26 protein-coding genes, 1 pseudogene and 1 riboswitch are annotated in these 26,309 nt (G+C 62.2%); of the genes and pseudogenes, 19 read left to right on the top strand and 8 right to left on the bottom strand.

Annotated features, from left to right (window positions below):
• Positions 1-55 precede the first annotated feature (55 nt).
• From CGA22_RS05125 to madM, 11 genes and pseudogenes are all read left to right on the top strand, one after another.
• Positions 56-685, top strand: a complete 630-nt coding sequence (locus tag CGA22_RS05125) for a nucleotidyltransferase domain-containing protein (RefSeq protein WP_041023961.1) — start codon at positions 56-58, stop codon at positions 683-685.
• Positions 648-1,072 (top strand): annotated as a pseudogene (locus tag CGA22_RS05120) (hypothetical protein). The gene CGA22_RS05125 and the pseudogene CGA22_RS05120 overlap by 38 nt, the downstream one beginning before the upstream one ends.
• Before the next feature lie 380 nt (positions 1,073-1,452).
• On the top strand, positions 1,453-3,123 hold the full coding sequence (gene mdcA, locus CGA22_RS05115; RefSeq protein ID WP_041020203.1) for a malonate decarboxylase subunit alpha: 1,671 nt from the start codon (positions 1,453-1,455) through the stop codon (positions 3,121-3,123).
• A complete protein-coding gene (locus CGA22_RS05110; protein ID WP_041020202.1) occupies positions 3,123-3,998 on the top strand; it encodes a triphosphoribosyl-dephospho-CoA synthase in 876 nt (291 codons plus the stop codon). Before mdcA ends, CGA22_RS05110 begins: the two co-directional genes overlap by 1 nt.
• A complete protein-coding gene (locus tag CGA22_RS05105; RefSeq protein WP_041020201.1) occupies positions 3,998-4,297 on the top strand; it encodes a malonate decarboxylase subunit delta in 300 nt (99 codons plus the stop codon). The genes CGA22_RS05110 and CGA22_RS05105 overlap by 1 nt, the downstream gene beginning before the upstream one ends.
• Positions 4,290-5,141: a biotin-independent malonate decarboxylase subunit beta gene (locus CGA22_RS05100; protein WP_041020200.1), complete on the top strand. Its 852-nt coding sequence runs from the start codon at positions 4,290-4,292 to the stop codon at positions 5,139-5,141. The genes CGA22_RS05105 and CGA22_RS05100 overlap by 8 nt, the downstream gene beginning before the upstream one ends.
• Positions 5,138-5,941: a biotin-independent malonate decarboxylase subunit gamma gene (gene mdcE / locus CGA22_RS05095; protein ID WP_188258500.1), complete on the top strand. Its 804-nt coding sequence runs from the start codon at positions 5,138-5,140 to the stop codon at positions 5,939-5,941. The genes CGA22_RS05100 and mdcE overlap by 4 nt, the downstream gene beginning before the upstream one ends.
• Positions 5,935-6,558 (top strand): malonate decarboxylase holo-ACP synthase, encoded by a 624-nt coding sequence (locus tag CGA22_RS05090; RefSeq protein ID WP_041021149.1) that lies wholly within the window; start codon positions 5,935-5,937, stop codon positions 6,556-6,558. The genes mdcE and CGA22_RS05090 overlap by 7 nt, the downstream gene beginning before the upstream one ends.
• Positions 6,555-7,475 carry a malonate decarboxylase subunit epsilon gene (gene mdcH, locus CGA22_RS05085; RefSeq protein ID WP_041021148.1) on the top strand — a complete coding sequence of 307 codons (921 nt, stop codon included), beginning with the start codon at positions 6,555-6,557 and terminating at the stop codon, positions 7,473-7,475. Before CGA22_RS05090 ends, mdcH begins: the two co-directional genes overlap by 4 nt.
• A gap of 67 nt (positions 7,476-7,542) precedes the next feature.
• Positions 7,543-7,935, top strand: coding sequence for a malonate transporter subunit MadL (gene madL, locus CGA22_RS05080; protein WP_025215947.1), 393 nt, complete (start codon positions 7,543-7,545; stop codon positions 7,933-7,935).
• A 5-nt stretch (positions 7,936-7,940) separates the two neighbouring features.
• Entirely contained in the window at positions 7,941-8,705 is a 765-nt protein-coding gene (gene madM / locus CGA22_RS05075; protein ID WP_041021151.1) for a malonate transporter subunit MadM, read from the top strand.
• 120 nt (positions 8,706-8,825) lie between these two features.
• On the opposite strand, the gene CGA22_RS05070 is transcribed toward madM, so the two are convergent.
• Positions 8,826-9,746, bottom strand: coding sequence for a LysR substrate-binding domain-containing protein (locus CGA22_RS05070; protein ID WP_041021147.1), 921 nt, complete (start codon positions 9,744-9,746; stop codon positions 8,826-8,828).
• Positions 9,747-9,899: 153 nt separating this feature from the next.
• Between CGA22_RS05070 and trhA the strand changes: the two genes are divergently transcribed.
• Positions 9,900-10,517, top strand: a complete 618-nt coding sequence (gene trhA, locus CGA22_RS05065; protein WP_041021146.1) for a PAQR family membrane homeostasis protein TrhA — start codon at positions 9,900-9,902, stop codon at positions 10,515-10,517.
• Here trhA and CGA22_RS05060 read toward each other — a convergent pair.
• Complete coding sequence (locus CGA22_RS05060; RefSeq protein ID WP_041021145.1) at positions 10,514-11,431, bottom strand: LysR family transcriptional regulator; 918 nt, start codon at positions 11,429-11,431, stop codon at positions 10,514-10,516. The two genes, trhA and CGA22_RS05060, sit on opposite strands and share 4 nt — an antisense overlap.
• A gap of 100 nt (positions 11,432-11,531) precedes the next feature.
• Here CGA22_RS05060 and CGA22_RS05055 point away from each other — a divergent pair, with 100 nt between their 5' ends.
• Complete coding sequence (locus tag CGA22_RS05055) at positions 11,532-12,773, top strand: D-amino acid dehydrogenase (protein WP_041021144.1); 1,242 nt, start codon at positions 11,532-11,534, stop codon at positions 12,771-12,773.
• A gap of 23 nt (positions 12,774-12,796) precedes the next feature.
• Positions 12,797-13,699, top strand: coding sequence for a transporter substrate-binding domain-containing protein (locus CGA22_RS05050; RefSeq protein WP_041021143.1), 903 nt, complete (start codon positions 12,797-12,799; stop codon positions 13,697-13,699).
• Between the two features lie 127 nt (positions 13,700-13,826).
• Here CGA22_RS05050 and CGA22_RS05045 read toward each other — a convergent pair whose 3' ends face one another.
• Both CGA22_RS05045 and CGA22_RS05040 read right to left on the bottom strand, forming a co-directional pair.
• The gene (locus CGA22_RS05045) at positions 13,827-14,546 is read right to left on the bottom strand and encodes a 16S rRNA (uracil(1498)-N(3))-methyltransferase (protein WP_041022841.1); all 720 of its coding nucleotides are present in this window, start codon (positions 14,544-14,546) and stop codon (positions 13,827-13,829) included.
• 131 nt (positions 14,547-14,677) lie between these two features.
• Positions 14,678-16,084: an adenosylmethionine--8-amino-7-oxononanoate transaminase gene (locus CGA22_RS05040; protein ID WP_188258499.1), complete on the bottom strand. Its 1,407-nt coding sequence runs from the start codon at positions 16,082-16,084 to the stop codon at positions 14,678-14,680.
• A gap of 222 nt (positions 16,085-16,306) precedes the next feature.
• Here CGA22_RS05040 and CGA22_RS05035 point away from each other — a divergent pair, with 222 nt between their 5' ends.
• The 4 genes from CGA22_RS05035 to CGA22_RS05020 all read left to right on the top strand — a co-directional run bounded on the left by CGA22_RS05035 (position 16,307) and on the right by CGA22_RS05020 (position 19,819).
• Positions 16,307-18,073 (top strand): flavin monoamine oxidase family protein, encoded by a 1,767-nt coding sequence (locus tag CGA22_RS05035; protein ID WP_041021264.1) that lies wholly within the window; start codon positions 16,307-16,309, stop codon positions 18,071-18,073.
• 173 nt (positions 18,074-18,246) lie between these two features.
• Positions 18,247-18,402, top strand: coding sequence for a hypothetical protein (locus tag CGA22_RS05030; protein WP_156996861.1), 156 nt, complete (start codon positions 18,247-18,249; stop codon positions 18,400-18,402).
• Positions 18,403-18,638: 236 nt separating this feature from the next.
• Positions 18,639-19,190: a cytochrome b gene (locus CGA22_RS05025; RefSeq protein ID WP_188258498.1), complete on the top strand. Its 552-nt coding sequence runs from the start codon at positions 18,639-18,641 to the stop codon at positions 19,188-19,190.
• Positions 19,191-19,222: 32 nt separating this feature from the next.
• The gene (locus CGA22_RS05020) at positions 19,223-19,819 is read left to right on the top strand and encodes a YceI family protein (RefSeq protein WP_041021262.1); all 597 of its coding nucleotides are present in this window, start codon (positions 19,223-19,225) and stop codon (positions 19,817-19,819) included.
• A gap of 244 nt (positions 19,820-20,063) precedes the next feature.
• On the opposite strand, the gene CGA22_RS05015 is transcribed toward CGA22_RS05020, so the two are convergent.
• The 4 genes from CGA22_RS05015 to ahcY all read right to left on the bottom strand — a co-directional run bounded on the left by CGA22_RS05015 (position 20,064) and on the right by ahcY (position 25,533).
• Positions 20,064-21,920, bottom strand: a complete 1,857-nt coding sequence (locus CGA22_RS05015) for a DEAD/DEAH box helicase (protein ID WP_041021261.1) — start codon at positions 21,918-21,920, stop codon at positions 20,064-20,066.
• A gap of 251 nt (positions 21,921-22,171) precedes the next feature.
• Positions 22,172-22,936 carry a substrate-binding periplasmic protein gene (locus CGA22_RS05010; protein WP_052435090.1) on the bottom strand — a complete coding sequence of 255 codons (765 nt, stop codon included), beginning with the start codon at positions 22,934-22,936 and terminating at the stop codon, positions 22,172-22,174.
• Positions 22,937-23,096: 160 nt separating this feature from the next.
• Complete coding sequence (gene metF / locus CGA22_RS05005; protein ID WP_041021260.1) at positions 23,097-23,942, bottom strand: methylenetetrahydrofolate reductase [NAD(P)H]; 846 nt, start codon at positions 23,940-23,942, stop codon at positions 23,097-23,099.
• A 181-nt stretch (positions 23,943-24,123) separates the two neighbouring features.
• Positions 24,124-25,533: an adenosylhomocysteinase gene (gene ahcY / locus CGA22_RS05000; RefSeq protein WP_188258497.1), complete on the bottom strand. Its 1,410-nt coding sequence runs from the start codon at positions 25,531-25,533 to the stop codon at positions 24,124-24,126.
• Positions 25,534-25,556: 23 nt separating this feature from the next.
• Positions 25,557-25,662: riboswitch (S-adenosyl-L-homocysteine riboswitch) on the bottom strand.
• Positions 25,663-25,852: 190 nt separating this feature from the next.
• Here ahcY and CGA22_RS04995 point away from each other — a divergent pair.
• A complete protein-coding gene (locus CGA22_RS04995; protein ID WP_024778852.1) occupies positions 25,853-26,257 on the top strand; it encodes an acyl-CoA thioesterase in 405 nt (134 codons plus the stop codon).
• Positions 26,258-26,309: the final 52 nt, after the last annotated feature.

Genomic DNA, 26,309 nt, shown 5'->3' with positions numbered 1-26,309 from the left:
TGATAAGTCCCAAAAAGGGACCTATCGTTCCCTTTTTGGGACTTATGGTTTCCCCATGGATCATCTCTCTCTCAGCGATGCATTGTTTACGGTAACCCAGCAACGGATCCTGGGCTTGTTGTTCGGGAAACCGGAACAGAGTTTCTACACCAATGAGATTGCTCGCAGGGCTCAAGTGGGCAAAGGCAGTCTGATGCGCGAGCTGGAGCGCTTGCAGAATTCGGGTGTTCTGACGATGACTCGTCAAGGTAACCAAACCCATTATCAGGCCAATACACGCTGCCCTATTTACGCTGAACTGCTGGGCATCGTTCGCAAAACCATCGGTCTGGCCGAGCCGATTCGCCAGGCATTGGAACCTTTTTCCAGACAGCTGAGATGGGCGTTCGTCTACGGCTCTATCGCCAAGGATCAGGCAAACGCATCCAGTGACATAGATCTCATGCTGATCGGCGATGGACTGCACTACAGTGAGGTGATGGAGCGGCTTATGCCCCTGGAAGAGCAACTGGGCCGTCCTCTTAACCCTACGCTCTACACGCCTCAGGACTGGGCCGCAAAATTCGCAGCTGGCAACAGCTTCGTGACGCGAGTAGCGCAACAGGACAAGATCAGCTTGCTGGGTGAAGACCCTTTGGAGTCCAAGGATGGGATACCAGGAAAACCTGGAGAATCTGTTACGTAGTGGCGGGCTCAAGGCCGAGCCACCTGATCGCCAGGATGCGAGGGCTTGATGCGCTCGGCAATGGCTCGCCTCAATGACGCACAAACGCCATCTCTTTCATTCGCCAGCCGCTTTGACCTGGCCTACAACGCGGCTCATGCCCTGGCGCTCACGGCACTGCGCTTGAGCGGTTATCGTTCGGACAAGCGTTATCTGGTTTTTCAATGCCTGATTCACACCGCAGATGCAAGCAAGCTTCAGGTCCGCATATTTGCGCTTTGCCATGAACGGCGCAATCTTGCCGAATACGAAGGCTATATGGATGAAGATCATGGGCTTCTCGCTCAACTGATCGAGAATGCTGTGGAACTGCTGGAGCGAGTCCGGCGACTGATGGACATCTGCTGATCCTGGCGCAAGCCGCGAAATCTGAACTCAACTACAAGCCCTGTGGGAGCGAGCCTGCTCGCGATAGCGGCGGCCCATTCAGAGCAGATACCGACTGACCCACCGCTATCGCGAGCAGGCTCGCTCCCACAAGGGATTGACGGTGGACGTTACTTTTGTGAACCCCACAGAACCTGTGGGAGCCGGGCTTGCCCGCGAAGGCGGCGGCCCATTCAGAACAGGTGCAAGCTGACCCGCCACTTTCGCGAGCAAGCTCGCTCCCACACAGATCCATTTCCAACCATTACTCCAAGCGTAACGATCCACCGTCGAGCTTGATTGATGCCGTTGTCCCATCACTCCTAAGGTAACCCCCACGACAGCGAACCCGTGGAGTGGTCATGACAACAACAATATCCCCCGACTCGCGCTGGACGCGGCGGCGCGGCGAAAAGCAGCGGCGTCTCGAACAGGTGAAGGGCATGGTCGATGGCGTGGTATTGCCCACCGACCGGATCGTCGAGGCGTTGCAGGTGTTGATCGAACCTGGCGACCGTGTGGTGCTGGAAGGCAACAACCAGAAGCAGGCGGATTTCCTTTCGCGCTCCCTGGCCAAGGCCGACCCGTCGAAGCTGCACGACCTGCACATGATCATGCCCAGCGTCGGCCGCTCCGAGCACCTGGACCTGTTCGAACGTGGCATCGCCCGCAAACTCGATTTTTCCTTCGCCGGGACCCAGAGTCTGCGCATCAGCCAGTTGCTGGAAGACGGTCTGCTGGAAATCGGCGCGATCCACACCTACATCGAACTCTACGCCCGGCTGGTGGTGGACTTGATTCCCAACGTGGTGCTCTCGGCCGGTTTCATGGCCGACCGCGCCGGCAACATCTACACCGGCCCCAGCACCGAAGACACCCCGGCGTTGATCGAGCCGGCGGCCTTCAGCGATGGCATCGTCATTGTCCAGGTCAACCAGTTGGTGGATGACGTCAGCGACTTGCCGCGAGTAGACATCCCGGCATCCTGGGTGGATTTCGTGGTGGTGGCCGACAAGCCGTTCTACATCGAGCCGTTGTTCACCCGCGACCCACGCCACATCAAGCCTGTGCACGTGCTCATGGCGATGATGGCGATCCGTGGGATCTACGAAAAGCACAACGTCCAGTCCCTCAACCACGGCATCGGCTTCAACACCGCCGCCATCGAGCTGATCCTGCCGACCTACGGCGAATCCCTCGGTCTGAAGGGCAAGATCTGCCGCAACTGGACCCTCAATCCTCACCCGACATTGATCCCGGCCATCGAAAGCGGTTGGGTCGACAGCGTGCATTGCTTCGGCACCGAACTGGGCATGGAGCATTATATCGCCGCCCGGCCGGACGTGTTCTTCACCGGCCGCGATGGCTCGCTGCGCTCCAACCGCATGGTCTGCCAATTGGCCGGCCAATACGCGGTGGACCTGTTCATCGGTGCCACCCTGCAAGTGGACGGCGACGGTCATTCCTCGACGGTCACCCGAGGCCGATTGGCCGGTTTTGGTGGTGCGCCGAACATGGGCCACGATCCCCGTGGTCGCCGCCACGGCACCCCGGCCTGGCTCGACATGCGCCACGGTGATGGCGAGGCTCCATTGCTCGAACGCGGCAAGAAGCTGGTGGTGCAGATGGTCGAGACCTTCCAGGAGGGCGGCAAACCGACGTTCGTCGACACCCTCGATGCGGTGGATGTGGCGAAGAAAGCCGGCATGCCCCTGGCGCCGATCATGATCTACGGCGACGACGTCACCCATCTGTTGACCGAAGAGGGCATCGCCTATCTGTACAAGGCCCGTTCCCTGGAAGAACGCCAGGCGATGATCGCGGCGGTTGCCGGGGTTACCGCCGTCGGCCTGCGTCACAACCCGAAAGACACCGCCCGCATGCGCCGCGAAGGGCTGATCGCCTTGCCCGAAGACCTGGGCATCCGCCGCACCGACGCCACCCGCGAATTGCTTGCCGCCAAGAGCGTGGCCGACCTGGTGGAGTGGTCCGGCGGCCTCTACAACCCTCCCGCCAAGTTCAGGAGCTGGTAATGCACGCACTCAACCTGCAACCGAAAACCCTGACCCTGGCCGAACGGCTGGCGGACCTGGCAGTGGACGCGCTGATCGACGAAGCGGACCTGTCACCCAAGCCGGCGCTGGTGGACCGCCGTGGCAATGGCGCTCACACCGATCTGCACCTGGGACTGATGCACGCCTCGGCGCTTTCCTTGTGGCCGGCCTTCAAGGAAATGGCTGACGCGGCGATGGCGTTCGGCGAAGTGGGCCTGCCGCTACGCGAAGCCCTTGGGCGCATTGGTCGTGAAGGCGAAGCGGCGATGCTCGCCACCACCGACGGCGTGAATACCCATCGTGGCGCGATCTGGGCGTTGGGCCTGCTGGTGGCTGCGGCGGCGCTGGAACCTGAATCCAGCGCCGCCAGCGCCCTCACATTGCGTGCCGCACGCCTGGCGCTGCTTGAAGATCGCTACGCGCCAAGACCTCTCAGCCATGGCGCCCAGGTGGCCCAGCGCTATGGCGCACGCGGCGCAAGGGAAGAAGCGCAGCTTGGCTTTCCTTCGATCATGCAACGCGCACTGCCGCAACTCAGGCGTAGCCGAACCCACGGCCATGGCGAGCAGAACGCCCGGCTCGACGCCTTGCTGGCGATCATGACCCAACTGGCGGACACCTGCGTGCTGTACCGCGCCGGCGAACCCGGTTTGCAAACCATGCAGACCGGTGCCCAGGCGGTACTGGATGCCGGTGGCAGTGCGAGCCTCGACGGCCGCCGCCGATTGCACGCACTGGACCAACAACTGATTGCATTGAACGCCTCGCCCGGCGGCGCCGCCGACCTGCTCGCGGCCTGTCTGTTCATCGATCGTATCGAGTCGGGTGATAGCGTCATCCAGGGAGTTTGCTGATGGAAACCTTATCCTTTGAATTCCCCGCCGGGCAGCCGCCACGGGGCCGGGCGCTGGTGGGCTGTGTCGGCTCGGGCGACCTGGAAGTGCTGATCGAGCCGGGGCTGGCAGGCAAGCTGACCATCCAGGTGCAGACCTCGGTCAATGGCAGCGAACAACGCTGGCAGCATCTCTTCACCCGGATGTTCGACGGCCAGACGCCGCCCGCGCTGTCCATCGACATCCACGATTTCGGCGCCACCCCCGGCGTGGTGCGTCTGCGTCTGGAGCAGGGCTTCGAGGAGATCGGCCATGATTGACAGTGCAGCATTGCTCAACAAGCACAGCTTCGTCGAACTCGGTGCCCGGCAACGGGCGAAAGCCTTGCTCGATGACGGTACGTTTCGCGAATTGCTCGACCCGTTCCAGCGGATCATGTCGCCGTGGCTGCTGCGTCAAGGCGTGGTGCCGCAAAGCGACGACGGCGTGGTGATCGCCAAGGGCAGCATCGACGGCTTGCCGGTGGTGCTCGCCGCCATTGAAGGCGCGTTCCAGGGCGGTAGCCTTGGCGAAGTGGGTGGGGCGAAGATCGCCGGCGCCCTGGAACTGGCCGCCGAGGACAACCGCAAGGGCATTGCGACCCGTGCGGTGCTGCTGTTGGAAACCGGTGGTGTGCGTTTGCAGGAGGCCAATCTGGGATTGGCGGCCATCGCCGAGATTCATTCGGCCATTGTCGACTTGCGTCAGTACCAGCCGGTGGTCGGTGTGGTGGCTGGCAGTGTCGGTTGTTTTGGCGGCATGTCCATCGCCGCTGGGCTGTGCAGTTATCTGCTGGTGACCCAGGAAGCGCGGCTGGGATTGAACGGCCCGCAGGTGATCGAACAGGAGGCCGGAATCGCGGAATACGACGCCCGGGATCGCCCGTTTATCTGGAGCCTGACCGGTGGCGAGCAGCGTTTCGCCACGGGATTGGTGGATCGTTATTGCGCCGATGATGTGCAGCAGATCCGCCACCAGGTCAGCCAGTTGTTGCACTTGGGCGTGCCCGCCGAACACCGCAGCGGCCAGGCCGGGTTGTTCCTGCAACGCCTGGCCCGGTTGGACACTGAGGTGCAGATCGAACCGGCTGCGGTTCGCCAGCTTTATCAGGGAGAACGCCCATGAGTTCGTATTCGTTGAGAGGCTTGCGCTGGTTCGAAGCCTTGAGTGGCGGCGCCGAGCCGCTGTCGGGACTGCCCGCTTCGGTGAAAGCGGCCGATGCCCGGTTGGGCGGGCAGACCGTGCGCCTGTTGGCGGTGGTGGCCGACCCTGACAATCCTTTTCCCCGTGCTCGCAACGGTGAGGTCGGCCTGCTGGAAGGCTGGGGCCTGGCCAAGGCGGTGGATGACGCCATCGAGGCTGACCGCGGGGCGCCCGGCAAACGTGCGCTGATCGCCATTGTCGATGTACCCAGCCAGGCTTATGGTCGCCGGGAAGAAGCCCTGGGCATCCATCAGGCGTTGGCCGGTGCGGCGGACAGTTACGCCCGTGCCCGGTTGGCCGGCCATCCGGTGATAGGCTTGCTGGTGGGCAAGGCGATGTCCGGGGCGTTCCTGGCCCACGGCTACCAGGCCAACCGGCTGATTGCTTTGCGCGATCCTGGGGTGATGGTCCACGCCATGGGCAAGGCCTCGGCGGCGCGGGTGACCCTGCGCAGTGTCGAAGAATTGGAAGCCCTGGCTGCCAGCGTGCCGCCGATGGCCTATGACATCGACAGCTATGCCAGTCTGGGCTTGTTGTGGGAAACCTTGTCGGTCGAACAGATCGAACAACCATCGGCGGCCGATCTGGCCCGGGTCACCGATTGCCTGCAACAAGCGATCAACGATGTGGCCGGTGCGCCTCGAAACTTGAGCAGCCGCCTCGGGGCGCCCCATCGGGCCGCTTCCAGCCATGTTCGCCAGTTGCTGAGCGCGCAGTGGTGAGCACCTTCCTGGCGCACGACCTGTTGTGGGGGATGACCCCGCAGCAGTTGCCAGCGGATGCGCCGGCGTGGGCTGTGCAAGCCCTTGACCTCGGACAACCGGTGGTGGTGCGGCGGGCGCTGACTGCGCCGGGACAGGTGGCGGTGGGTATTCGTGGTCGGGCTCGGGAGCAGCGTTACGCTACGTCGATGCCGCTGGCGGCGATCCAGCGCAGAGTGCGCCCGGAAGACCTCTGCCACGTCGAGTGCCATCGGGATTTGCCGGCCCTGCGGGCGCTGTCCCGTCTGCGCTCGATGCTCGACGCCTGCGGCTGGACCTGGGGTATCAGCGGCAGCGCCGGGTTCGAGCTCGCCAGCGGCATCGAGGCGTTGCATGAGCGCAGCGACCTGGACCTGATCCTGCGCACGCCGCAACCGATGGATCGTGTCCAGGCCAGGGACTTGCTGGCGCGACTGGACGGCTCGGTGTGTGCCGTGGACATGCAGTTGCAGACTCCATTTGGTGCTGTTGCCCTGCGCGAGTGGGCGGGCTCGTCACGTCGGGTCCTGCTCAAGGATGACGTCCAGGCACGGTTGGTGAGCAATCCCTGGCAGCCGTCGCGGGAGCAGGCCGCATGAGCAGCCTTCTGGTATTCCCCGGCCAGGGCGCGCAGCGGACGGGCATGCTCCATGGCCTGGCGCCGCATGTGTTGGCCGAGGCGAGCGATGTGCTCGGCGAAGACGTATTGCACTTGGACAGCGCCGAAGCCTTGCAATCGACCCGCGCAGTGCAGTTGTGCCTGCTGATCGCCGGCGTGGCAGCGTCACGCCACCTGCTGGAGCAGGCCCAGGCGCCGGACTACGTGGCGGGGCTGTCCATCGGCGCGTATCCGGCGGCGGTGGTGGCGGGAGCGCTGAGGTTCGAGGATGCGTTGCGGCTGGTCAGCCTGCGGGGCGAATTGATGCAGCAGGCCTATCCGCAAGGCTACGGCATGACCGCGATCATCGGCCTGGACCTCGCCGCCGTGGAAGGGTTGCTGGCCCAGGTGCACAGCGACGCAACACCGGTCTACCTGGCCAACATCAATGCCGATAACCAGGTGGTCATCGCCGGCAGCGACGAGGCCATGGCGATCGTTGCCGGCCACGCACGCCGCCAGGGCGCCGGCAAGGCGTGTCGCCTGGCGGTGAGCGTGCCGTCCCATTGCCCATTGCTGGAGGGTCCGGCACGGACATTGGCCCAGGCGTTTGCCGACGTGCCGTTGCAAGCCCCGACATTGGGTTATCTCAGTGGCAGCCGCGCCCGGCCGGTGACAAAGCCCGACGCCTTGCGCGACGACCTGGCTTTCAACATGTGCCGCGTCGTCGATTGGCGCGGCACGGTGCAAAGTGCCTATGAGCGCGGCGTGCGCTTGCAGATCGAACTGCCACCCGGTGCGGTGCTGACCGGGCTGGCGCGCCGGGTGTTCGAACAGGGCACGGTCATGGCCTTCGACGGTGCCCGGCTCGATACCCTGCAGGCGCTGCTCGCAGAGGAGGGAAGCCGCCAACCCTAGACCACCGACTCAAGCTGGCGAAGCACAAAAACAACAACTTCGACGATGCACTTTGAGGACTACGACAATGATTATTTACGGTGTGGCGTTTCTGGCCTTTTGTACCCTGACGGGTATTTTCATCGGTGAGCTGCTGGGCAAACTGATCGGCGTGCCGGCCAACGTCGGCGGTGTCGGCATTGCGATGCTGCTGTTGATCGGCCTGGGCAGTTATCTGAGCAAGCGCGGTCTGTTCAAGGGCAAGTCCGAGGCTGGCGTGGAATTCTGGAGTGCGGTCTACATTCCCATCGTGGTTGCCATGGCGGCCCAGCAAAATGTCTATGGCGCGCTCAAGGGCGGGCCCATGGCGATTCTGGCCGGGACCCTGGCGGTGGTGATTGCCTTTGCGTTGGTGCCGGTGCTGGTGCGCATCGGCAACAAAGGGCCTGAAGCCAACGTTTCCGTGAAGACGGTAGGGTGATCGCCATGTACGAATCGATGATGAAAGTGATTACCGGCTACGGCCTGATCAGTGGTTTTGCGGTTGTCGGCATCACCATGTGGGTGTCGTACTGGATCAGCAACACGTTCACCAAGGGCCGCCTGCACGGTTCGGCCATCGCGATTTTGTTGGGGCTGATACTGTCGTATATCGGCGGGGCGATGACCGGAGGGCAGAAGGGGGTGGTGGATATTCCACTGCTTTCCGGCATCGGTTTGCTGGGCGGCGCCATGCTGCGGGACTTTGCCATTGTCGCCACGGCGTTTGGGGTGAGTGTCGAGGAGCTCAAACGTGCCGGTTTCGTCGGAGTGCTGGCGCTGTTCGTCGGCGTGGGCACCTCGTTCATTGCCGGCGTGGGTGTAGCGATGGCCTTCGGATACACCGATGCGGTGAGCCTGACTACCATCGGCGCTGGGGCGGTCACATACATCGTCGGGCCGGTCACCGGAGCGGCCATTGGCGCCAGTTCCGAGGTGATGGCGCTGTCTATTGCGGCGGGGTTGATCAAGGCGATCCTGGTGATGGTGGCGACGCCTTTCGTGGCACCGATGATTGGTCTCAACAATCCACGCAGTGCGGTGATCTTCGGTGGGTTGATGGGCACTTCCAGCGGTGTGGCCGGCGGGCTGGCAGCGACCGATCCGAAGCTGGTGCCGTATGGGTGCCTGACGGCGGCGTTCTATACCGCGCTGGGGTGTTTGATGGGCCCTTCGGTGTTGTTCCTGATCATGCGCGGGCTGATGGGCTAGGGCTTATCTCCTTTGATCGTTCCCACGCTCTGCGTGGGAATGCCTCCTTTGACGCTCCGCGTCACGCTTTTGGGCCGCGGAGCGTCCCGGGCTGCGTCCCCACGCAGAGCGTGGGGACGATCATGGGATGGCTTGGCGATTGGCATACATCCGGCATTCGGCCAATAACGCCAGCAGGTTCGGATCGCGCTCCTTGGCCTTGAGGAACACCACGCCGATGTGCTGCTGCAAGCGGTACTTCTCCTGCAATGGGATGAGCTTCACCCGGTTCTCGTACACCGCTGCAATCCTGCCCGGCAGCAAGGCATAACCCACCCCGGAGCTGACCATGCTCAGCAGGGTGAAAATGTCGTTGACCTGCATCGCCACCTTCGGCTCGAACCCCGCCTGCCTGAATACCCGCACCCCATCCTGATGGGTGGCGAAGCCCTGGGTCAGGGTGATGAACGTTTCGTCACGCACTTCAGCCAGGTCGACTTCGCTGCGTTGGGCAAACGGCGAGTCGGCCGGCGTGGCGAGAAAAATGTCGTCGGAAAACAGGGGGATCTGCTCGCAGTCCGGGTCGTTGACGCTGTCGTCCAGGGACACCAGGATGGCATCGACTTCCATGTTCTTGAGTTTGTACAGCAAGTCGATGTTCGAGCCCATGATCAGGTCGATGTTGAGCTCACTGCGCCGGATCTTCAGGCCCATGATCAGCTGCGGCACGGTCTTGACCGTCAGCGAGTACAGCGAGCCCAGCTTGAAGCGCTCGGCGGAGAACCCGGCGGCTTCACGGGTCAGGCGTACGCTTTCGACCACGTCCTGGATCAGTTTTTGCGCTCGCTCCTCCAGCACATAGGCGCTTTCCAGCGGTGTGAGGTTGCGGCCTTCGTGCTTGAACAACGGGCAGCGCAGGGCGCTTTCCAGCGAATGAATGGCCCGGTGCACGCTGACATTGCTGGTCTGCAATTCCGCCGCCGCCCGCGCCAGGTTGCCGGTGCGCATGAAGGCCAGGAACACCTCGAGTTTCTTCAGGGTCAATTCTTCGTCGATCAGCATGGGGCGGACTCTTATTCGTGTCATCCGATTGTGCCCCAATGAACCTGGTGGCGAGGAGATTTACAGATGATCGCAACTCACAGCAAACCATTGCACTTTTACGCCACAGGCCTGAGCCTTGGCGCCTGTTTCGTCATGGAGGGGTAGGAATCGATGTATCACGGGGAGCGACTGAACGCCTGGACCCACTTGGTTGGGGCGATTGCGGCGTTTATCGGCGGGGTGTGGCTGGTGGTGCTTGCCGGGCTGACCGGCGATCCGTGGAAGATCGTCAGCGTGGCGATCTACGGGTTTACCCTGCTGGTGCTGTACAGCGCCTCGACGGTCTACCACAGCGTGCGCGGGCGCAAGAAAGCGATCATGCAGAAGGTCGATCATTTTTCGATCTACCTGCTGATCGCCGGCAGCTATACACCGTTCTGCCTGGTGACCCTGCGCGGGCCGTGGGGCTGGACGTTGTTCGGGATCGTCTGGGGGCTGGCATTGATCGGGATCCTGCAAGAGATCAAGCCGCGTTCCGAAGCGCGGATCCTCTCCATCGTGATCTACGCCGTGATGGGCTGGATCGTGCTGGTGGCGGTCAAGCCGCTGTTGGCGGCCCTGGGCAGCACCGGTTTCGCCTGGCTGGCCTCGGGCGGGGTGTTGTACACCGTGGGCATCATTTTTTTCGCCCTCGATAAGCGATTGCGCCATGCCCATGGCATCTGGCATCTGTTTGTGATCGCCGGCAGCCTGCTGCACTTCGTGGCGATTCTGTTCTATGTCCTTTAGCGGGCAGCCGTGAACAGCCCATCCAGTTGCCCCTGGGCCTGACTGGCGAATATCTCCAGCAGGGCGCCCAGGGTGTGTGCCGGCGCTTCATTGGCTCGGGTCACGGCGTAGAGTGAGATGGGCAGCGGTGGCGATAACGGTCGGATCGCCGTGCAGCTCTTCGCGGCGCCAAGGGCCGTGAACGGGTCGATCACCGCCATGCCGGCACCGGACTCCACCATGGCCCGGGCCAGCGAATAGGTCTGTACGGCGATGCTGATGCGCGGCGCAGGGTCCACCGCTTCCAGGTAGCCGTCCAGTCTGGCCGAGAGTGGATCGGCGCTCGACAAGCCGATCAGGGGCGCGCCGGCCAGTTCCTGCAGCGACATCGGTTTACCCACTGTCGCGTCGTCCCAATGCCCCTTCGGCGCCAGCGCCACCAGCACACCGCTGGCCAGGGGCTGGGCCTTGAGCCCCGGATGGTCGGGCGGCTGCAAGGTGAGGGCGACGTCGATCTCGCGCATCAACAGGTTCTGCATCAGTTCACGGCTGTGGGCGCTGGACAGCTCACAGACAATGTCCGGGTAGCGCCGGGTCCATTGATGAATGGCCGCCGGCAGCAGCGACAGGGCCAGGGCCGGAGTCGCGCCGATGCGCAGGTTGTGACCGGGTTTGCGGCGCAGGCTCTGTGCCAACCGCCGAACGCCTTGCAGGCTTTCGCTGACCTTGTCGACTTCGCGCTCCAGCTCCAGGGCTTCGGGGGTCGCCTGCAACTTGCCGCGCACCCGCAGGAACAGGGCAAATCCCAGCTGTTGCTCGGCGTGTTGCAGCACTTTGGTCACCGCCGGTTGGGAAACGTGCAGCAACTGTGCGGCGCCGCTGATGGAACCGGCCTGGCGTATGGCCTGGAAAATCTCGATATGACGAAGGCGCATGGCGATCCCATAACCTTTGTTTATAGGTGCTCCATCTTTATTCATTGTTCCGAACCTGTCACCTGCCCCTAACCTCAACTGATTGGAAACGGAGGCGGACATGGGGCAACGGGTGTGCATCATCGGCGGTGGCGTGGTCGGGTTGGCGACGGCTTATGCACTGGTTCGCGACGGCATCGAGGTGACGCTGGTGGAGGCCCGGGACACACTGGGCAGCGAAACCAGTTTTGCCAACGGCGGCCAATTGTCCTATCGCTACGTCGCCCCCCTGGCGGACGCCGGGGTACCCTGGCAGGCACTCGGCTGGATGTTGCGCGGGGATTCGCCACTCAGGTTGCGGCCTCGCCTGGACCCAACCCAGTGGCGCTGGATGGCTTCCTTCATTGCGGCGTGCCGGACATCGGTCAACCGGCGTAACGGCGCCCACCTGTTGCGCCTGGCGCTGCTGAGCCAGGCCACCTTGCAGAGCTGGCGCGAAGACGATCGCCTCGATGGCTTCGGCTGGCGGCGCAACGGCAAGCTGGTGACGTTTCGGGATGCCGCCCATTTCCAGCATGCCCGGCAGCGACTGACGGACAACCTGCACCAGCAGGTGCTTGGGCCCGCCGAGTGCGCGAGCCTGGAGCCGGCGCTGGCGGGCATGCCATGGGTGGGCGGGATCTACACGCCGGGCGAGGAGGTCGCCGATTGTCACGCTTTCTGCCAGCGACTGGCCGCACGCTTGCAGGCGTCGGGGCGCTGCGAATTCTTGTTGGGGCAGACGGTGACCGGTATTGGCCACGCCGATGGACAGGTGCAGGCCATCGAGTTGAACGGGCAGCGCTTGCCGGTGGACAACCTCGTGATTGCTGCCGGTCACCGCAGCGCGGCCCTGGCATTGCCAGGGGTGCGAATGCCGCTGTATCCGCTCAAGGGTTACAGCCTGACCGTGCCGATTGGCGCAGCGCATCGGGCCCCGGAGCTGAGCATCACCGACTATGACCGCAAGATCGTCTATGCGCGAATCGACGACCATCTGCGGGTGGCGGCGATGGTGGATATCGTCGGCTTCGACCCGACGCCGGATCCGCGGCGCCTGGCCCTGATCAAGCGCCAGGCCCAGGAAACCTTTCCCTTGGCCGGGGATTACGAACGCGCCGTCGAATGGGCCGGCATGCGCCCGGCTACGCCCAGCGGCGTGCCGCTGATCGGCGCCACCGGCTATCGCAACCTGTGGCTCAATCTCGGCCATGGGGCACTGGGTTTCACCCTGGCGTGCGGCAGCGCTCGCCTGCTCAGCGAACTGATCCGCCAGCGCACCCCGTCCATTGATTTGCAGGGCCTCACGCCCCGCGCCGCCTGACCCACCCGCAACGGAGAATAACAATGCAAAGAATCACGTTGATCGGCTGCACCCTGAGCCTGTTGTTGAGCGCCCCTGTCCACGCTACACAAGCGCCTCCGAGCGGTACGCTGGAGAAAGTCGCCAGCACCCATGTCATCACCCTGGGGTATCGCGACGCCTCGGTACCGTTTTCCTATGTAGGTGACAGCAGCGGCAAACCGATGGGTTACTCGGTGGACCTGGCAAACAAGATCGTCGAGCGGGTCAAGACCCAACTGGCACTGCCTCAACTGGAGGTGAAGTACAACCTGGTCACCTCCCAGACCCGCATCCCGTTGGTGCAGAACGGCACCGTCGACCTGGAATGTGGCTCCACCGGGGTGACGGCCGAGCGGCAGAAGCAAGTGGCGTTTTCCTACGGTTTCATCTACGTGAAGGGCCAGTTGCTGACGGCCAGGGACAGCGGCATCCACAGCTTTGCCGACCTGCGCGGCAAGAACGTGGTGACCACTGCCGGCACCACCAACGAACGTTTCCTGAAAAGCTACAACCAGGACAACAAGGCCGACCTGTTCGTCATCAGTGCGAAGGACCACGGCGAGGCGTTCCAGATGCTCGAAACCGGTCGGGCGGCGGCGTTCTACATGGATGATGCGCTGCTCTACGGCGAACGAGCCAAGGCCCGGGACCCGCACAACTGGGTCGTAGTGGGCGAAGAGCAGTCGCGGGAAATCTACAGCTGCATGGTGCGCAAGGACGATCCGCAATTCCTGGCGCTGGTCAATGCGGCCCTGGGGGACCTGTACAAGTCAGGCGAGATCAACGCCATCTATGACCGTTGGTTCCAGAAACCGATTCCACCCAAGGGATTGAACCTGGAGTTCCCGATGACCAGCGAGCTGAAGGAGATCATTGCCAGGCCGGTGAGTGATCCGGTGCAATAACCGGCACCGCCAATAACCATTGTGGGAGCGAGCCTGCTCGCGAAGTCGGCGTGTCAGTCAGGAGGTGATTGACTGATACACCGCTATCGCGAGCAGGCTCGCTCCCACAAGTGAAACTTCAGCGGGTCTAGAAATCCCCCCACAACTGCTGCGCTACCGCCAGCGCCACCACCGGCGCGGTTTCGGTACGCAGCACACGGGGACCGAGGCGGGCTGCGTGGTAACCGGCGTCCTGGGCCTGTTCGACTTCGGCCTCGGACAAACCGCCCTCGGGGCCGATCAGGAATGCCAGCGTCGACGGTCTGGCATGGCTGACCAGTGGCTCGGCCACCGGGTGCAGCACCAGCTTCAGCTCGGCGTCGGCCTGCTTCAGCCAGTCGGCCAGCAGCAACGGCGGATGGATCACCGGTACGGTCGAGCGTCCGCATTGCTCACAGGCACTGATCGCCACTTGGCGCCAGTGCAGCAGGCGTTTGTCGGCGCGCTCGTCCTTGAGGCGCACTTCGCAGCGTTCGCTGAAAATCGGCGTGATCTCACTGACCCCCAGCTCGGTGGCTTTCTGAATCGCCCAGTCCATGCGCTCGCCCCGGGACAGGCCCTGGCCGAGGTGGATACGCAACGGCGATTCAGGTTGCCCGGCGAATTGCTCGTCCAGTTGCACCCGCACGCGCTTCTTGCCGACTTCAGCCAGGCTACCGCGAAACTCCTGGCCCGAACCGTCGAACACCTGCACCGCATCACCCTCGGCCATGCGCAGCACACGGCCGATGTAATGGGCCTGGGCTTCGGGCAACTCGTGATCGCCAAGGCTCAGGGGGGTGTCGATGAAGAAGCGGGACAGTCTCATGTGGAGTCTCTGCAAGAAAAAAATGATCGTGGTTTAAGCGCCCGGCCTCATCGCGGGCAAGCCTTGCTCCCACAGTGGGTTCGCATTTCTCTGTGGGAGCAAGGCTTGCCCGCGATGGCGGTGGCCCAGGCTCAGCCCGGATCGCGATAACCCGGATGAAAGTCCTTCGGCACCGCCACACTGACCGTATCCCGAGTGGCAATGTCGATGCCCTCGCTGGCCACTTGCGCCAGGAAGTCGATCTGCTCCGGGGTGATGACGTACGGTGGCAGGAAATACACCACGCTGCCCAGCGGCCGCAGCAACGCACCGCGCTCCAGGGCATGCTGGAACACGCTCAGGCCGCGCCGCTCCTGCCAGGGGTAGGCGGTCTTGCTCGCCTTGTCCTTGACCATCTCGATGGCCAGCACCATGCCGGTCTGGCGCACTTCCGCCACGTTCGGGTGATCGGCCAGGTGCGCGGTGGCGCTCGCCATGCGTTGGGCCAGGGCCTTGTTGTTGTCGATGACGTGGTCTTCTTCGAAGATATCCAGCGTCGCCAAGGCGGCCGCGCAGGCCAGCGGGTTACCGGTGTAGCTGTGGGAGTGCAGGAAGGCGCGCAGGGTAGGGTAATCGTCGTAGAACGCGCTGTAGACGTCGTCGGTGGTCAGGCACGCCGCCAGCGGCAGGTAACCGCCGGTCAGGGCCTTGGACAGGCAGAGGAAGTCTGGTGTGATGCCGGCCTGCTCGCAGGCGAACATCGTTCCCGTACGGCCGAAGCCCACGGCGATTTCGTCATGGATCAGGTGTACGCCATAGCGGTCGCAGGCTTCGCGCAGCAGTTTCAGGTACACCGGGTGATACATGCGCATGCCGCCGGCGCCCTGGATCAGCGGCTCGACGATCACCGCCGCCACGGTGTCGTGGTGTTCGGCGAGAGTTTGTTCCATGGCGGCGAACATCGTGCGTGAATGCTCTTCCCAGCTCACGCCCTCGGGGCGGTGGTAGCAGTCGGGGCTTGGCACCTTGAGGGTGTCCAGCAGCAACGCCTTGTAGGTCTCGGTGAACAGCGGCACGTCGCCCACCGACATCGCCGCAATCGTTTCGCCGTGGTAGCTGTTGCTCAGGGTGACGAAGCGCTTCTTGTCGGGACGGCCGCGATTGACCCAGTAATGGAAACTCATCTTCATCGCCACTTCGATGCAGGACGAGCCGTTATCGGCATAGAAGCACCGTGTCAGGCCTTCTGGCGTCAGCTTCACCAGACGCTCGGACAGCTCGATCACCGGCTGATGGCTGAAGCCGGCGAGGATCACATGCTCCAACTGGTCGACCTGGTCCTTGATCCGCTGGTTGATGCGCGGGTTGGCATGGCCGAACACGTTGACCCACCAGGAGCTGACGGCGTCGAGGTAGCGCTTGCCTTCGAAGTCTTCCAGCCACACGCCTTCACCGCGCTTGATAGGGATCAGCGGCAGTTGTTCGTGATCTTTCATCTGGGTGCAGGGATGCCACAGCACCGCGAGGTCGCGTTGCATCCACTGGTTATTCAGGCCCATTTACAGTCTCCTCGAGGCAGCTCGCGGCGGGCGCGGGCAAAACAATCGGGCAAGCCTATGCAATGGCGGCCCCGGGGACAACCCATTGTGTCGATCCTGCTACTTTGAGCGAGGCGATAGACGTCGCTGGCGGCGTTTTGATGGCTGACGTATTCTTCGCCGTTCCTTGAGCCAACTGGCTCGAAACCTGAAATTTTCCTGTTTTATTCCGGAGTTCGCTGAATGTCTGCTGGTTGGCTGCGCGCTTGTGCGTTGGTAGTGATAGGGCTGTTCAGCGTTACGGCGCTGGCGAAGGACAAGCAACCGACGGCCATCGTCGTCGGTGGCGGTCTGGCGGGGCTCACGGCGGCCTATGAGTTGCAGAACAAAGGTTGGGCGGTGACCCTGCTGGAAGCCAAGCCCAGCGTGGGTGGTCGTTCGGGCATGGCCACCAGTGAGTGGATCGGCAACGAAAAGACGCAGCCGGTGCTGAACAAATACGTTTCGACGTTCAAGCTGGGCACCACCCCGGCCCCCGAGTTCGTGCGCACCCCGAGCTATCTGATCGACGGCACTTACTTCACCGCCGCTGACCTGGCCGCGAAGCAGCCAGCCACCGCTGAAGCCATCAAACGCTACGAAACCACCCTGGACGAGCTGGCGCGCTCCATTGAAGATCCGCTGAATCCGGCGGCCACCAGCACGTTGCATGCCCTGGATCAGATGACCGTCTCCGCCTGGCTCGATCGCTTGCAACTGCCGGCCACCGCACGGCAACTGGTGAATCAGGAGATCCGTACCCGTTACGACGAGCCTTCGCGCCTGTCGCTGCTGTATTTCGCACAGCAGAACCGCGTCAATCGCGGCGTATCCGATCGCGACCTGCGGGCTTCGCGTTTGCTCGGCGGCAGCCAGATGCTGGCCCAGGCCTTCCTCAAGCAGCTGAAAACCATCAAGACCGACTCTCCGGTGTCAGCCATTTCCCAGGACAAGGACGGCGTGACCGTCAAGGTCGGCAGCGTCGGCTACCAGGCCGATTACGTGGTGCTGGCCGTACCGCTGCGCGCCCTGAACAAGATCCAGCTGACCCCGGCCCTGGACGCCCAGCACCTTGGCGCGATCAAAGGCACCAACTATGGTTGGCGCGACCAGATCATGCTCAAGTTCAAGACCCCGGTCTGGGACAGCAAGGCGCGCATGTCGGGTGAAATCTTCAGCAACGCCGGCCTGGGCATGATGTGGATCGAGCCGGCCATGAAGGGCGGCGCCAATGTGATCATCAACCTCTCGGGCGACAATTCCCGGGTGATGCAGGCTTTTGGCGACAAGCAGATGGTCGATCAGGTATTGATCCGCCTGCACGAATTTTATCCACAAGCCCGTGGGGCCTTCACCGGTTACGAAATCCGCCGCTACAGCACCGACCCATCCACGGCCGGTTCGTACCTGGCCTTTGGTCCGGGCCAGATCAGCAAGTACTGGCGCCTGTGGGAAAAACCGCTGCAGCGCGTAGCCTTTGCCGGTGAACACACCGATGCCTTGTACCCAGGCACCCTGGAAGGCGCGTTGCGCAGCGGCCAGCGCGCGGCCAGCCAAGTGCAAGACCTGGCGGCGGGCAAGTCGTTCGAGCCGGCCAAGGTCGCTCCGGCCGCGACAGCGGCGGCTGCGGGTGCAGTGGCGGCGAAGAAAGGCAACTTCTTCACCAACCTGTTCGGTGGTTCGGATGACGAGAAGAAGCCAGAGCCGGTCAAGGCACCCGAGCCGGTCGCTCCGCCAGCACCAGCCCCTGCTCCAGCGCCAACCCCGGCCCCAGCACCGGTGGAAGCGCCGAAGCCTGCCGCGCCGGTAAAAGCCGAGCCGACCAAAAAGGCAACGACCAAAGCCGCGCCGAAGAAGCCGGCAGCCAAACCCGCGGCCAAAAAAGCCCCGGCCAAGGCGCCTGTGAAAAAGGCTGAACCGGCGAAGAAGCCAGCGGCCAAACCGGCGGCAACTGAGACCCCGGCTCAGTAACGTCCAGGCGTAAAAAAAGCGCGGCCCAAGGGCCGCGCTTTTTTTTGCCTGCTATCAAGCTCGATGTTCAGGCATTGGGTATATCAGATACTTCCCACAGGGGAATCGGAAGGGAATGATGGGGTGGTCCGGATCGCAGGTTTTAGGCTGCGTAGAAAACCGGAGCACTGAACATGAAAGTAACAACAATTGTAATAATCCTGGTGGCGCTTGCTGGTTGCGTATCTGATGAATTCATCGCAAAGGCAAAAATGATTCCAAAGCGAGACCCTCAATTAGCCTACAGATGCGAGATAGACCCCTATAAGCCTGAATGCTCGGTCAATTGATGTTCTGAGGGGATCGGGAGCCCGGGCGACACGGCCCAGAGAGCAGGGCCCGCTCGCGATGGCTGCCGAAAGACCTGTCTTACCCACCATGACATTGTCCATTCGCTTTAATCTTTCCTTAACCCACCCCACCCAGACTGATGATCGTATTTCTCGATATTTCAAAGCGAAAATTTCCGCTTTAAATCGATAGATAACTCGCTAGTCTTGGTCGCAGTTTTTACAGGATATGAGCAATGCAGCTACGCAACTCTTCTTCTCGCTATGGCTGGGTCAGCATCGTCATGCACTGGGGCGTCGCGCTGGTGGTATACGGGTTGTTCGCGCTGGGGCTGTGGATGGTCGGACTGGATTACTACAGCACCTGGCGCAAAGATGCGCCGGACCTGCACAAGAGTATTGGCCTGGTGTTGCTGGCGGTGATGCTGCTGCGGGTGATCTGGCGCTTTGTCAGCCCACCGCCACCGACCCTGGACACCTATGGGCGCATGACCCGTGTCGGTGCAAAGCTCGGCCATGGTGCCCTGTATCTCGGGTTGTTTGCCGTGATGGCTGCCGGTTACCTGATTTCCACCGCAGACGGTGTCGGGATCCCGGTGTTCGGTTTGTTTGAAGTACCCGCGCTGGTGTCCGGACTGCCCGATCAGGCAGACGTCGCCGGCCAGATCCACCTGTACCTGGCATGGGCGTTGGTCATTTTCTCCGGCCTTCATGCACTGGCAGCACTGAAACACCATTTTATCGACCGTGACGCGACCCTCAAGCGAATGCTGGGGCGCCAAGCCTGATGTTCAACCTCGACTCCAAAGGAATAGAAAGCATGTTGAAAAAGACGCTCGCCGCCCTGGCAATCGGTTCTGCACTGTTGTCGGCCGGCCAGGCCATGGCTGCCGACTACGTGGTCGACAAGGAAGGCCAGCACGCCTTCGTCGACTTCAAGATCAGCCACCTGGGCTATAGCTATATCACCGGTACTTTCAAGGACATCGACGGCAAGTTCAGCTTCGACGCTGCCAAGCCTGAAGACAGCAAGGTTGAGTTCAACGTCAACACCGCCAGTGTGTTCACCAACCACGCCGAACGTGACAAGCACATCGCCAGCCCTGACTTCCTGAACGCGGGCAAGTTTGCCAAGGCCACTTTCGTGTCCACCGGCGTCAAATCCACCGGCAAGAACGCCGATGGCAAGGAAACTGCCGACGTTACCGGTGACCTGACCCTGCTGGGCGTGACCAAGCCAGTGGTGGTCAAGGCTACCTTCCTGGGCGAAGGCAAGGATCCATGGGGCGGCTACCGTGCCGGTTTCGAAGGCACCACCAGCATCAAGCGCTCCGACTTCGGCAAGCAGAAAGACCTGGGCCCATCGTCCGACGTGGTCGAGCTGTACGTTTCGTTTGAAGGCGTCAAGGCGAAGTAACATTCGCGCCTGACAAAAAAACGCCCCCGATCCTGCGATCGGGGGCGTTTTTTATTGCCCCGGATTCCCTCCACGGGAGCTTTCCTGTGGGAGCGAGCCTGCTCGCGATAGCAATCCAACTGTGATGATGAGTTGACCGGCTCACCGCTATCGCGAGCAGGCTCGCTCCCACAAGGGATTTTGTGGCGACCAAAAAAAATGCCCCTGATCGTGAGATCAGGGGCATTTTTCAGGTTTGGAAAACTCAGCGATTGCGAGTCAGCAATGCAGGTTTTTCACCCCGTGGGCGGCTTGGCAGTTGGTCCAGTTGCTCAGGCGTCGGGAAGCGATCGAGCTTCGATTCCTTGTGCATGATTTTCGGCTGGTTGCCGCGAGGGTTCTGCACGGCAGGTTCCTGGCTCGCCTGGTCATCGCGGGCTGGGCGGCGCGGGCGGGAGTCTTCGCGGCGGGCCTGGCTATCACGAGGGCCGCCGTTGCGTGGGCCGTTGCGCTTGGCTGGCGGGGTCCCGGTGGACGAGCCATTGCTGTTGCGCGGACCGTTCTGGCGACCTTGTGGCTGGCCGCTGCGTGGCGCGCCTGCGCCAGCACCCTGTGCCGGAGCACCCGGACGGCGACCACGACCCTGGGCCGGTTTCTGCTGCGGCACGTAGTCGACGCGGTTACCGAAGTTGTCGATATCGTCATCCAGGAACTCGTCCGGGGCACGATCAGCGGCGGCACGCGGGGCTGGGCGCTGTTGCTCACGGGCTGGCGTGCCTTCGCGAGGCTTCTGCTCGCGCGCCGGGCGTTCGCCACGACTGCTGCCGGCCGGCTTTTCCTTGCCTTTGTCCTTGCCCTTGTCCTTGCGACCGCCACCGCCGCCATTCGGACCGTCGCCCCGTGGACCGCGTGGATTGCGCGGGTTGCGCACGTCCGGACGCTCACGCACTTCAGGCTTCTCGGCCTCGATGGTGCTGGCATCGAAGCCCATCAGGTCGCCATCGGGAATCTTCTGCCGGGTCATGCGCTCGATGCTCTTGAGCAGCTTTTCTTCATCCGGTGCGACCAGCGAGATCGCTTCGCCCGAACGACCGGCCCGGCCGGTACGACCGATACGGTGCACGTAGTCTTCATCGACGTTCGGCAGCTCGAAGTTGACCACGTGGGGCAACTGGTCGATGTCCAGGCCGCGTGCGGCGATGTCGGTGGCGACCAGGATCCGGACTTCGCCGGCCTTGAAGTCGGCCAGGGCCTTGGTGCGAGCGTTCTGGCTTTTGTTGCCGTGGATCGCCACGGCCGGCAGGCCATGCTTGTCCAGGTACTCGGCCAGGCGGTTGGCGCCGTGCTTGGTCCGGGTGAACACCAGGACCTGTTCCCAGGCACCGGTGGTGATCAGGTGCGCCAGCAGGCTGCGTTTATGGCTGGCTGGCAGGCGGAATACGCGCTGTTCGATGCGTTCGACCGTGGTGTTCGGCGGCGTGACTTCGATGCGTTCCGGGTTGTGCAGCAGCTTGCCGGCCAGGTCGGTGATGTCTTTGGAGAACGTTGCCGAAAACAGCAGGTTCTGACGCTTGGCGGGCAGACGGGCGAGGACTTTCTTCACGTCATGGACAAAGCCCATGTCGAGCATGCGGTCGGCTTCGTCCAGCACGAGGATTTCAACGTGGGACAGATCGACGCTGCCCTGGCCGGCCAGATCCAGCAGGCGGCCGGGGCAGGCCACCAGCACGTCGACGCCGCGCGCCATGGCCTGGACCTGGGGATTCATGCCGACGCCGCCGAAAATGCAGGCGCTGACGAATTTCAGGTCACGGGCGTAGATCTTGAAGCTCTCGTGAACCTGGGCAGCCAGTTCCCGGGTCGGGGTCAGGACCAGCACGCGCGGTTGACGCGGGCCGTGACGCTGGGATTTGTCCGGGTGACCGTTGGGGAACAGCCGCTCCAGGATCGGGAGGGCGAAACCGCCGGTTTTACCAGTACCTGTCTGCGCGGCGACCATCAGGTCGCGACCTTGCAACACGGCGGGAATGGCCCGCTGTTGCACCGGGGTAGGCTCGGTGTAGCCGGCGGCTTCGATGGCGCCGACTAAAGCCTCGGAGAGACCGAGGGAAGCAAAGGACATGAGTAATCCTGTTTTAGTGAGGGCCTGGCCCAATGGGATAGTCTTGCCTGGCGCGAATGACGTTCAAAAGAAGACGTCATCCCGTCCGGTCCTGCCGGGTCTGGAAGACAGCTCCGGACAAGCTCGCGCTGGCTGGAAGCTGCGCTGTAGCGGTGTCGGGATGCCTTTTGCAAGACCGGGCGTCCGGGCGTGAGCCTGGCGGGAAGGCGCGAGTATAACAGAGCAAACGCCGTGCGCCGCTTTCCTGCTGCTCAACGGTTTATTTCATTCGTGTGCCGGGGCGCGGTGTCATAGCGCGCGCTCAGTTCGGCATAGGCCGGTTCACGCTTGAAACGCTTGAGTTCGGCACTGAAGCGTTGCACCAGCAAATCCATCCCGGCCTTGCGCCGTACGGCCAGGTATTGGCTTTGACGGCTTACGACAGTGGGGTTTTCGCTGATCTGGTCGCCCAGTTGCATCTGCTTGAGCAGATGCCGGCCAACCCGGCGATCGGTGATGAGCAGGTCGATCCGGCCCAACTGCAACTTGCCGAAGTTGGCTTCGTGGGTGGGCGCCGTTTCACGCTTGAGCAGGGTCGACTCCCGGAATGCCTGGCTGTAGAGATAACCGGGCGATGTGCCGACGGTCAGGCCGTTCAGGTCCGCGAGTGTGCGAAAGGGATGGGGTCTGGCGTTGGCATGGAACATCACGAACTCCACCTCCGACAGCGGCTCGCTGGGGTAGAGCAGCATGGCGTCGCGTTCGTCGCTGTGAAAAATGTCCAGCGCTCCATCCGCCAGCCCCTGTTCCAGCATCGCCAGGCAACGCTTCCATGGCAGTAGCTGCCATTCGACATCAATGCCCAGGCGCTTGAACACGATGGCCGTGGTTTCGTAGTCCAGCCCCATGATCTTGCCGTTTTCCTCAAAGACGTAGGGCGCCCAGGGTTCGGTGACGATGCGCAATTTTTCGGCCCGCGCGGCGAGGCTCAGGCACAAGAGAAGAAGGGCGGTCAGTAATTGGGCGATGACGGGCATGGCCTGAGGTTACGATGAGTACGGACCAAATAGCCAGAGCGCTCTGGCTCGCGGCTTCATTGCCCTCTGTCTGCATGGAAGACCGACAGGCTGCTCGATTGGCACCGGCGATCATCGGATAGTAAAAAGGCCTTGGTTCGCCAAGGCCCTTTTTGTATCACTAGCGCGGCAGTTGAAGATTATTCCATACCGCCAGGCTGGGCTCTGCCTGGTTCAGGGTATAGAAATGCAGCCCTGGTGCGCCGCCTTGCAGCAAGCGCTCACACATTTGTGTGATCACATCCTCGCCGAAGCGTTGGATGCTGGATGTATCGTCGCCGTAGGCTTCCAGCTGTTTGCGGATCCACCGGGGTATTTCCGCGCCGCAGGCGTCGGAGAAGCGCGCCAGCTTGCTGTAGTTGGTGATCGGCATGATTCCCGGCACGACGGGAATGTCCACGCCCATCTTGCGAACGCGCTCGACGAAGTAGAAATAACTGTCGGCGTTGAAGAAGTACTGGGTGATTGCACTGTTGGCGCCGGCGTTGGCCTTGTTGACGAAGTTGCGGAGATCGTCTTCGAAATTACGTGCCTGAGGGTGCATTTCCGGATAAGCGGCAACTTCGATGTGAAAGTGCTCGCCGGTTTCTTCACGAATGAAACTCACCAGGTCGTTGGCGTGGCGCAGCTCGCCACTGGCCATGCCCATGCCCGAGGGCAGGTCGCCGCGCAGGGCTACGATACGCTGGATGCCTGCGGCCTTGTACCGGGTCAGCAGGGTGCGCAAGTCGTCCTTGCTGTCGCCTACGCAGGACAGGTGCGGGGCGGCCGGGATTTTGACTTCGCTTTCCAGCTGCAACACGGTGTTCATCGTGCGGTCACGGGTCGAGCCGCCGGCGCCATAGGTGCAGGAGAAGAAGTCGGGGTTGTAGCTCGCCAGCTGACGGGCAGTGGCGATCAGTTTTTCATGTCCAGCATCGGTCTTCGTCGGGAAGAACTCGAAGCTGTAGCGACGGTCTTGGGACATGGAGGGCCTCCAGCTACAAGCTGCAAGCCTCAAGCTGCAAGAGGGCGGTGCGCCTGGTCTTGTGCTTTGCTTGCAACTCACGGCTGCATAATAGCGATGAAGAAGTAAGCTCCAAGCTTCAACCCGCAAGTAAATAAACTGCTTTTACTTGCAGCTTGAAGCTCAAAGCTTGCAGCTGCTGTCAGTACCGGTAAGCGTGCGGCTTGAACGGGCCTTCGACGGTCACGCCGATGTAGTCAGCCTGTTGCTTGGTCAACTTGGTGACCACGCCGCCGAAACCGCGGACCATTTCCAGGGCCACTTCTTCGTCGAGTTTCTTCGGCAGTACTTCCACGGTCAGGCGCTCGGCTTTCTGGGCCGGCGACAGGTCGGCGTACTTCTGGCCGAACAGGAAGATCTGGGCCAGGACCTGGTTGGCGAACGAACCGTCCATGATCCGGCTTGGGTGGCCGGTGGCATTGCCCAGGTTCACCAGGCGGCCTTCGGCCAACAGGATCAGATAGTCGTCGTTCTGTGGGTCGAAGCTGCCGGTGCCGGTGCGGTGAACCTTGTGAACTTGCGGCTTCACTTCTTCCCAGGCCCAGTTCTTGCGCATGAAAGCGGTGTCGATTTCATTGTCGAAGTGACCGATGTTGCACACCACGGCGCGCTTCTTCAGGGCCTTGAGCATGTTCGCGTCGCAGACATTGACGTTACCGGTGGTGGTCACGATCAGGTCGATCTTGCCCAGCAAGGCCTTGTCGATGCTGGCTTCGGTGCCGTCGTTGATCCCGTCGATGAACGGCGAAACCAGTTCGAAACCGTCCATGCAGGCTTGCATGGCACAGATCGGGTCGACTTCGGACACTTTGACGATCATGCCTTCCTGACGCAGGGACTGGGCCGAACCCTTGCCCACGTCACCGTAGCCGATCACCAGCGCCTGTTTGCCCGACAACAGGTGGTCGGTGCCGCGCTTGATGGCGTCGTTGAGGCTGTGACGGCAGCCGTACTTGTTGTCGTTCTTGCTTTTGGTCACCGAGTCGTTGACGTTGATGGCCGGGATCTTCAGTTCGCCCTTGGCCAGCATGTCCAGCAGACGGTGTACGCCGGTGGTGGTTTCTTCGGTCACGCCGTGGACCTTGTCCAGGACGGCCGGGTATTTCTTGTGCAGCAATTCGGTCAGGTCGCCGCCGTCGTCGAGGATCATGTTGGTGTCCCACGGCTGGCCATCCTTGAGGATGGTCTGCTCCAGGCACCACTCGTATTCCTGCTCGGTCTCGCCTTTCCAGGCGAACACCGGGATACCGGCGGCGGCAATGGCGGCAGCGGCCTGGTCCTGGGTCGAGAAAATGTTGCAGGACGACCAGCGCACTTCGGCACCCAGGGCGACCAGGGTTTCGATCAGCACGGCGGTCTGGATGGTCATGTGGATGCAGCCGAGGATCTTCGCGCCCTTGAGCGGTTGTTCGCCGGAGTATTTGCGACGCAGACCCATCAGGGCTGGCATTTCGGATTCGGCGATGATGATTTCGCGGCGGCCCCAGGCGGCCAGGGACATATCGGCGACTTTGTAATCGGTAAAATCTGCAGGCGTGATAACAGCGCTCATGAAGAGCCTCCATTCGTAATGTATGCGAATGGGCGCCGTTGTGCGTTTAGTGTCCGTGCGGGAGCCCCGAACGAACAACGCCCCATCCGAGCCTGACAGGTCTTGCCTGCTGCAGCGCCCCTCGGACAGGTGGCGGGAACGGTCCAAAGCGTGGACCGGGTAAAGCGAGGGCGATTATAGCGGGCTAATCGGATCTTCCAAAGGGTTTCTGTCGGCAAATCAAAATTGCCGATGACTGTTATTGAACCAGCGGCGTAGAGCCTGCCTGCCCGGTCTGCCATGATGCAGGCATTCATTGGCCAGACGCTCAGGAGTGATCATGAATTTCCACACCCGCAAATGGGTCAAGCCCGAAGACCTCAACCCCAACGGCACGCTGTTCGGTGGCAGCCTGCTGCGCTGGATCGACGAAGAAGCGGCGATCTACGCCATCGTCCAGTTGGGCAACCAGCGTGTGGTGACCAAATACATCTCGGAAATCAACTTCGTCAGCGCCTCGCGCCAGGGCGACATCATCGAACTGGGGATCACCGCCACCGAATTTGGCCGCACCTCCATCACACTGACCTGTGAAGTGCGCAACAAGATCACCCGCAAGAGCATTCTGACCGTGGAAAAAATGGTCTTCGTCAACCTTGGCGAGGACGGCCTGCCGGCGCCCCATGGGCGGACCGAGATCAAGTACGTGAAGGATCAGTTCAAGGATGATATCGCCAGCGAATGAGATGGGCGGTGTACCCATCGCGAGCAGGCTCGCTCCCACATAAGCCCCCATT

The organism is Pseudomonas sp. PSB18 (assembly GCF_014596565.1).
In the GTDB taxonomy this organism is placed as follows: domain Bacteria; phylum Pseudomonadota; class Gammaproteobacteria; order Pseudomonadales; family Pseudomonadaceae; genus Aquipseudomonas.
The sequence above is the reverse complement of the archived record's forward strand: the minus strand, read 5'-3'. Positions and strand labels throughout refer to the sequence as shown.

Coding starts and splice junctions, on each gene's coding strand:
- CGA22_RS05125 (WP_041023961.1), top strand. CDS start 56: ATGGATCATCTCTCTCTCAGCGATGCATTGTTTACGGTAACCCAGCAA.
- mdcA (WP_041020203.1), top strand. CDS start 1,453: ATGACAACAACAATATCCCCCGACTCGCGCTGGACGCGGCGGCGCGGC.
- CGA22_RS05110 (WP_041020202.1), top strand. CDS start 3,123: ATGCACGCACTCAACCTGCAACCGAAAACCCTGACCCTGGCCGAACGG.
- CGA22_RS05105 (WP_041020201.1), top strand. CDS start 3,998: ATGGAAACCTTATCCTTTGAATTCCCCGCCGGGCAGCCGCCACGGGGC.
- CGA22_RS05100 (WP_041020200.1), top strand. CDS start 4,290: ATGATTGACAGTGCAGCATTGCTCAACAAGCACAGCTTCGTCGAACTC.
- mdcE (WP_188258500.1), top strand. CDS start 5,138: ATGAGTTCGTATTCGTTGAGAGGCTTGCGCTGGTTCGAAGCCTTGAGT.
- mdcH (WP_041021148.1), top strand. CDS start 6,555: ATGAGCAGCCTTCTGGTATTCCCCGGCCAGGGCGCGCAGCGGACGGGC.
- madL (WP_025215947.1), top strand. CDS start 7,543: ATGATTATTTACGGTGTGGCGTTTCTGGCCTTTTGTACCCTGACGGGT.
- madM (WP_041021151.1), top strand. CDS start 7,941: ATGTACGAATCGATGATGAAAGTGATTACCGGCTACGGCCTGATCAGT.
- CGA22_RS05070 (WP_041021147.1), bottom strand. CDS start 9,746: ATGCTGATCGACGAAGAATTGACCCTGAAGAAACTCGAGGTGTTCCTG.
- trhA (WP_041021146.1), top strand. CDS start 9,900: ATGTATCACGGGGAGCGACTGAACGCCTGGACCCACTTGGTTGGGGCG.
- CGA22_RS05060 (WP_041021145.1), bottom strand. CDS start 11,431: ATGCGCCTTCGTCATATCGAGATTTTCCAGGCCATACGCCAGGCCGGT.
- CGA22_RS05055 (WP_041021144.1), top strand. CDS start 11,532: ATGGGGCAACGGGTGTGCATCATCGGCGGTGGCGTGGTCGGGTTGGCG.
- CGA22_RS05050 (WP_041021143.1), top strand. CDS start 12,797: ATGCAAAGAATCACGTTGATCGGCTGCACCCTGAGCCTGTTGTTGAGC.
- CGA22_RS05045 (WP_041022841.1), bottom strand. CDS start 14,546: ATGAGACTGTCCCGCTTCTTCATCGACACCCCCCTGAGCCTTGGCGAT.
- CGA22_RS05040 (WP_188258499.1), bottom strand. CDS start 16,084: ATGGGCCTGAATAACCAGTGGATGCAACGCGACCTCGCGGTGCTGTGG.
- CGA22_RS05035 (WP_041021264.1), top strand. CDS start 16,307: ATGTCTGCTGGTTGGCTGCGCGCTTGTGCGTTGGTAGTGATAGGGCTG.
- CGA22_RS05030 (WP_156996861.1), top strand. CDS start 18,247: ATGAAAGTAACAACAATTGTAATAATCCTGGTGGCGCTTGCTGGTTGC.
- CGA22_RS05025 (WP_188258498.1), top strand. CDS start 18,639: ATGCAGCTACGCAACTCTTCTTCTCGCTATGGCTGGGTCAGCATCGTC.
- CGA22_RS05020 (WP_041021262.1), top strand. CDS start 19,223: ATGTTGAAAAAGACGCTCGCCGCCCTGGCAATCGGTTCTGCACTGTTG.
- CGA22_RS05015 (WP_041021261.1), bottom strand. CDS start 21,920: ATGTCCTTTGCTTCCCTCGGTCTCTCCGAGGCTTTAGTCGGCGCCATC.
- CGA22_RS05010 (WP_052435090.1), bottom strand. CDS start 22,936: ATGCCCGTCATCGCCCAATTACTGACCGCCCTTCTTCTCTTGTGCCTG.
- metF (WP_041021260.1), bottom strand. CDS start 23,942: ATGTCCCAAGACCGTCGCTACAGCTTCGAGTTCTTCCCGACGAAGACC.
- ahcY (WP_188258497.1), bottom strand. CDS start 25,533: ATGAGCGCTGTTATCACGCCTGCAGATTTTACCGATTACAAAGTCGCC.
- CGA22_RS04995 (WP_024778852.1), top strand. CDS start 25,853: ATGAATTTCCACACCCGCAAATGGGTCAAGCCCGAAGACCTCAACCCC.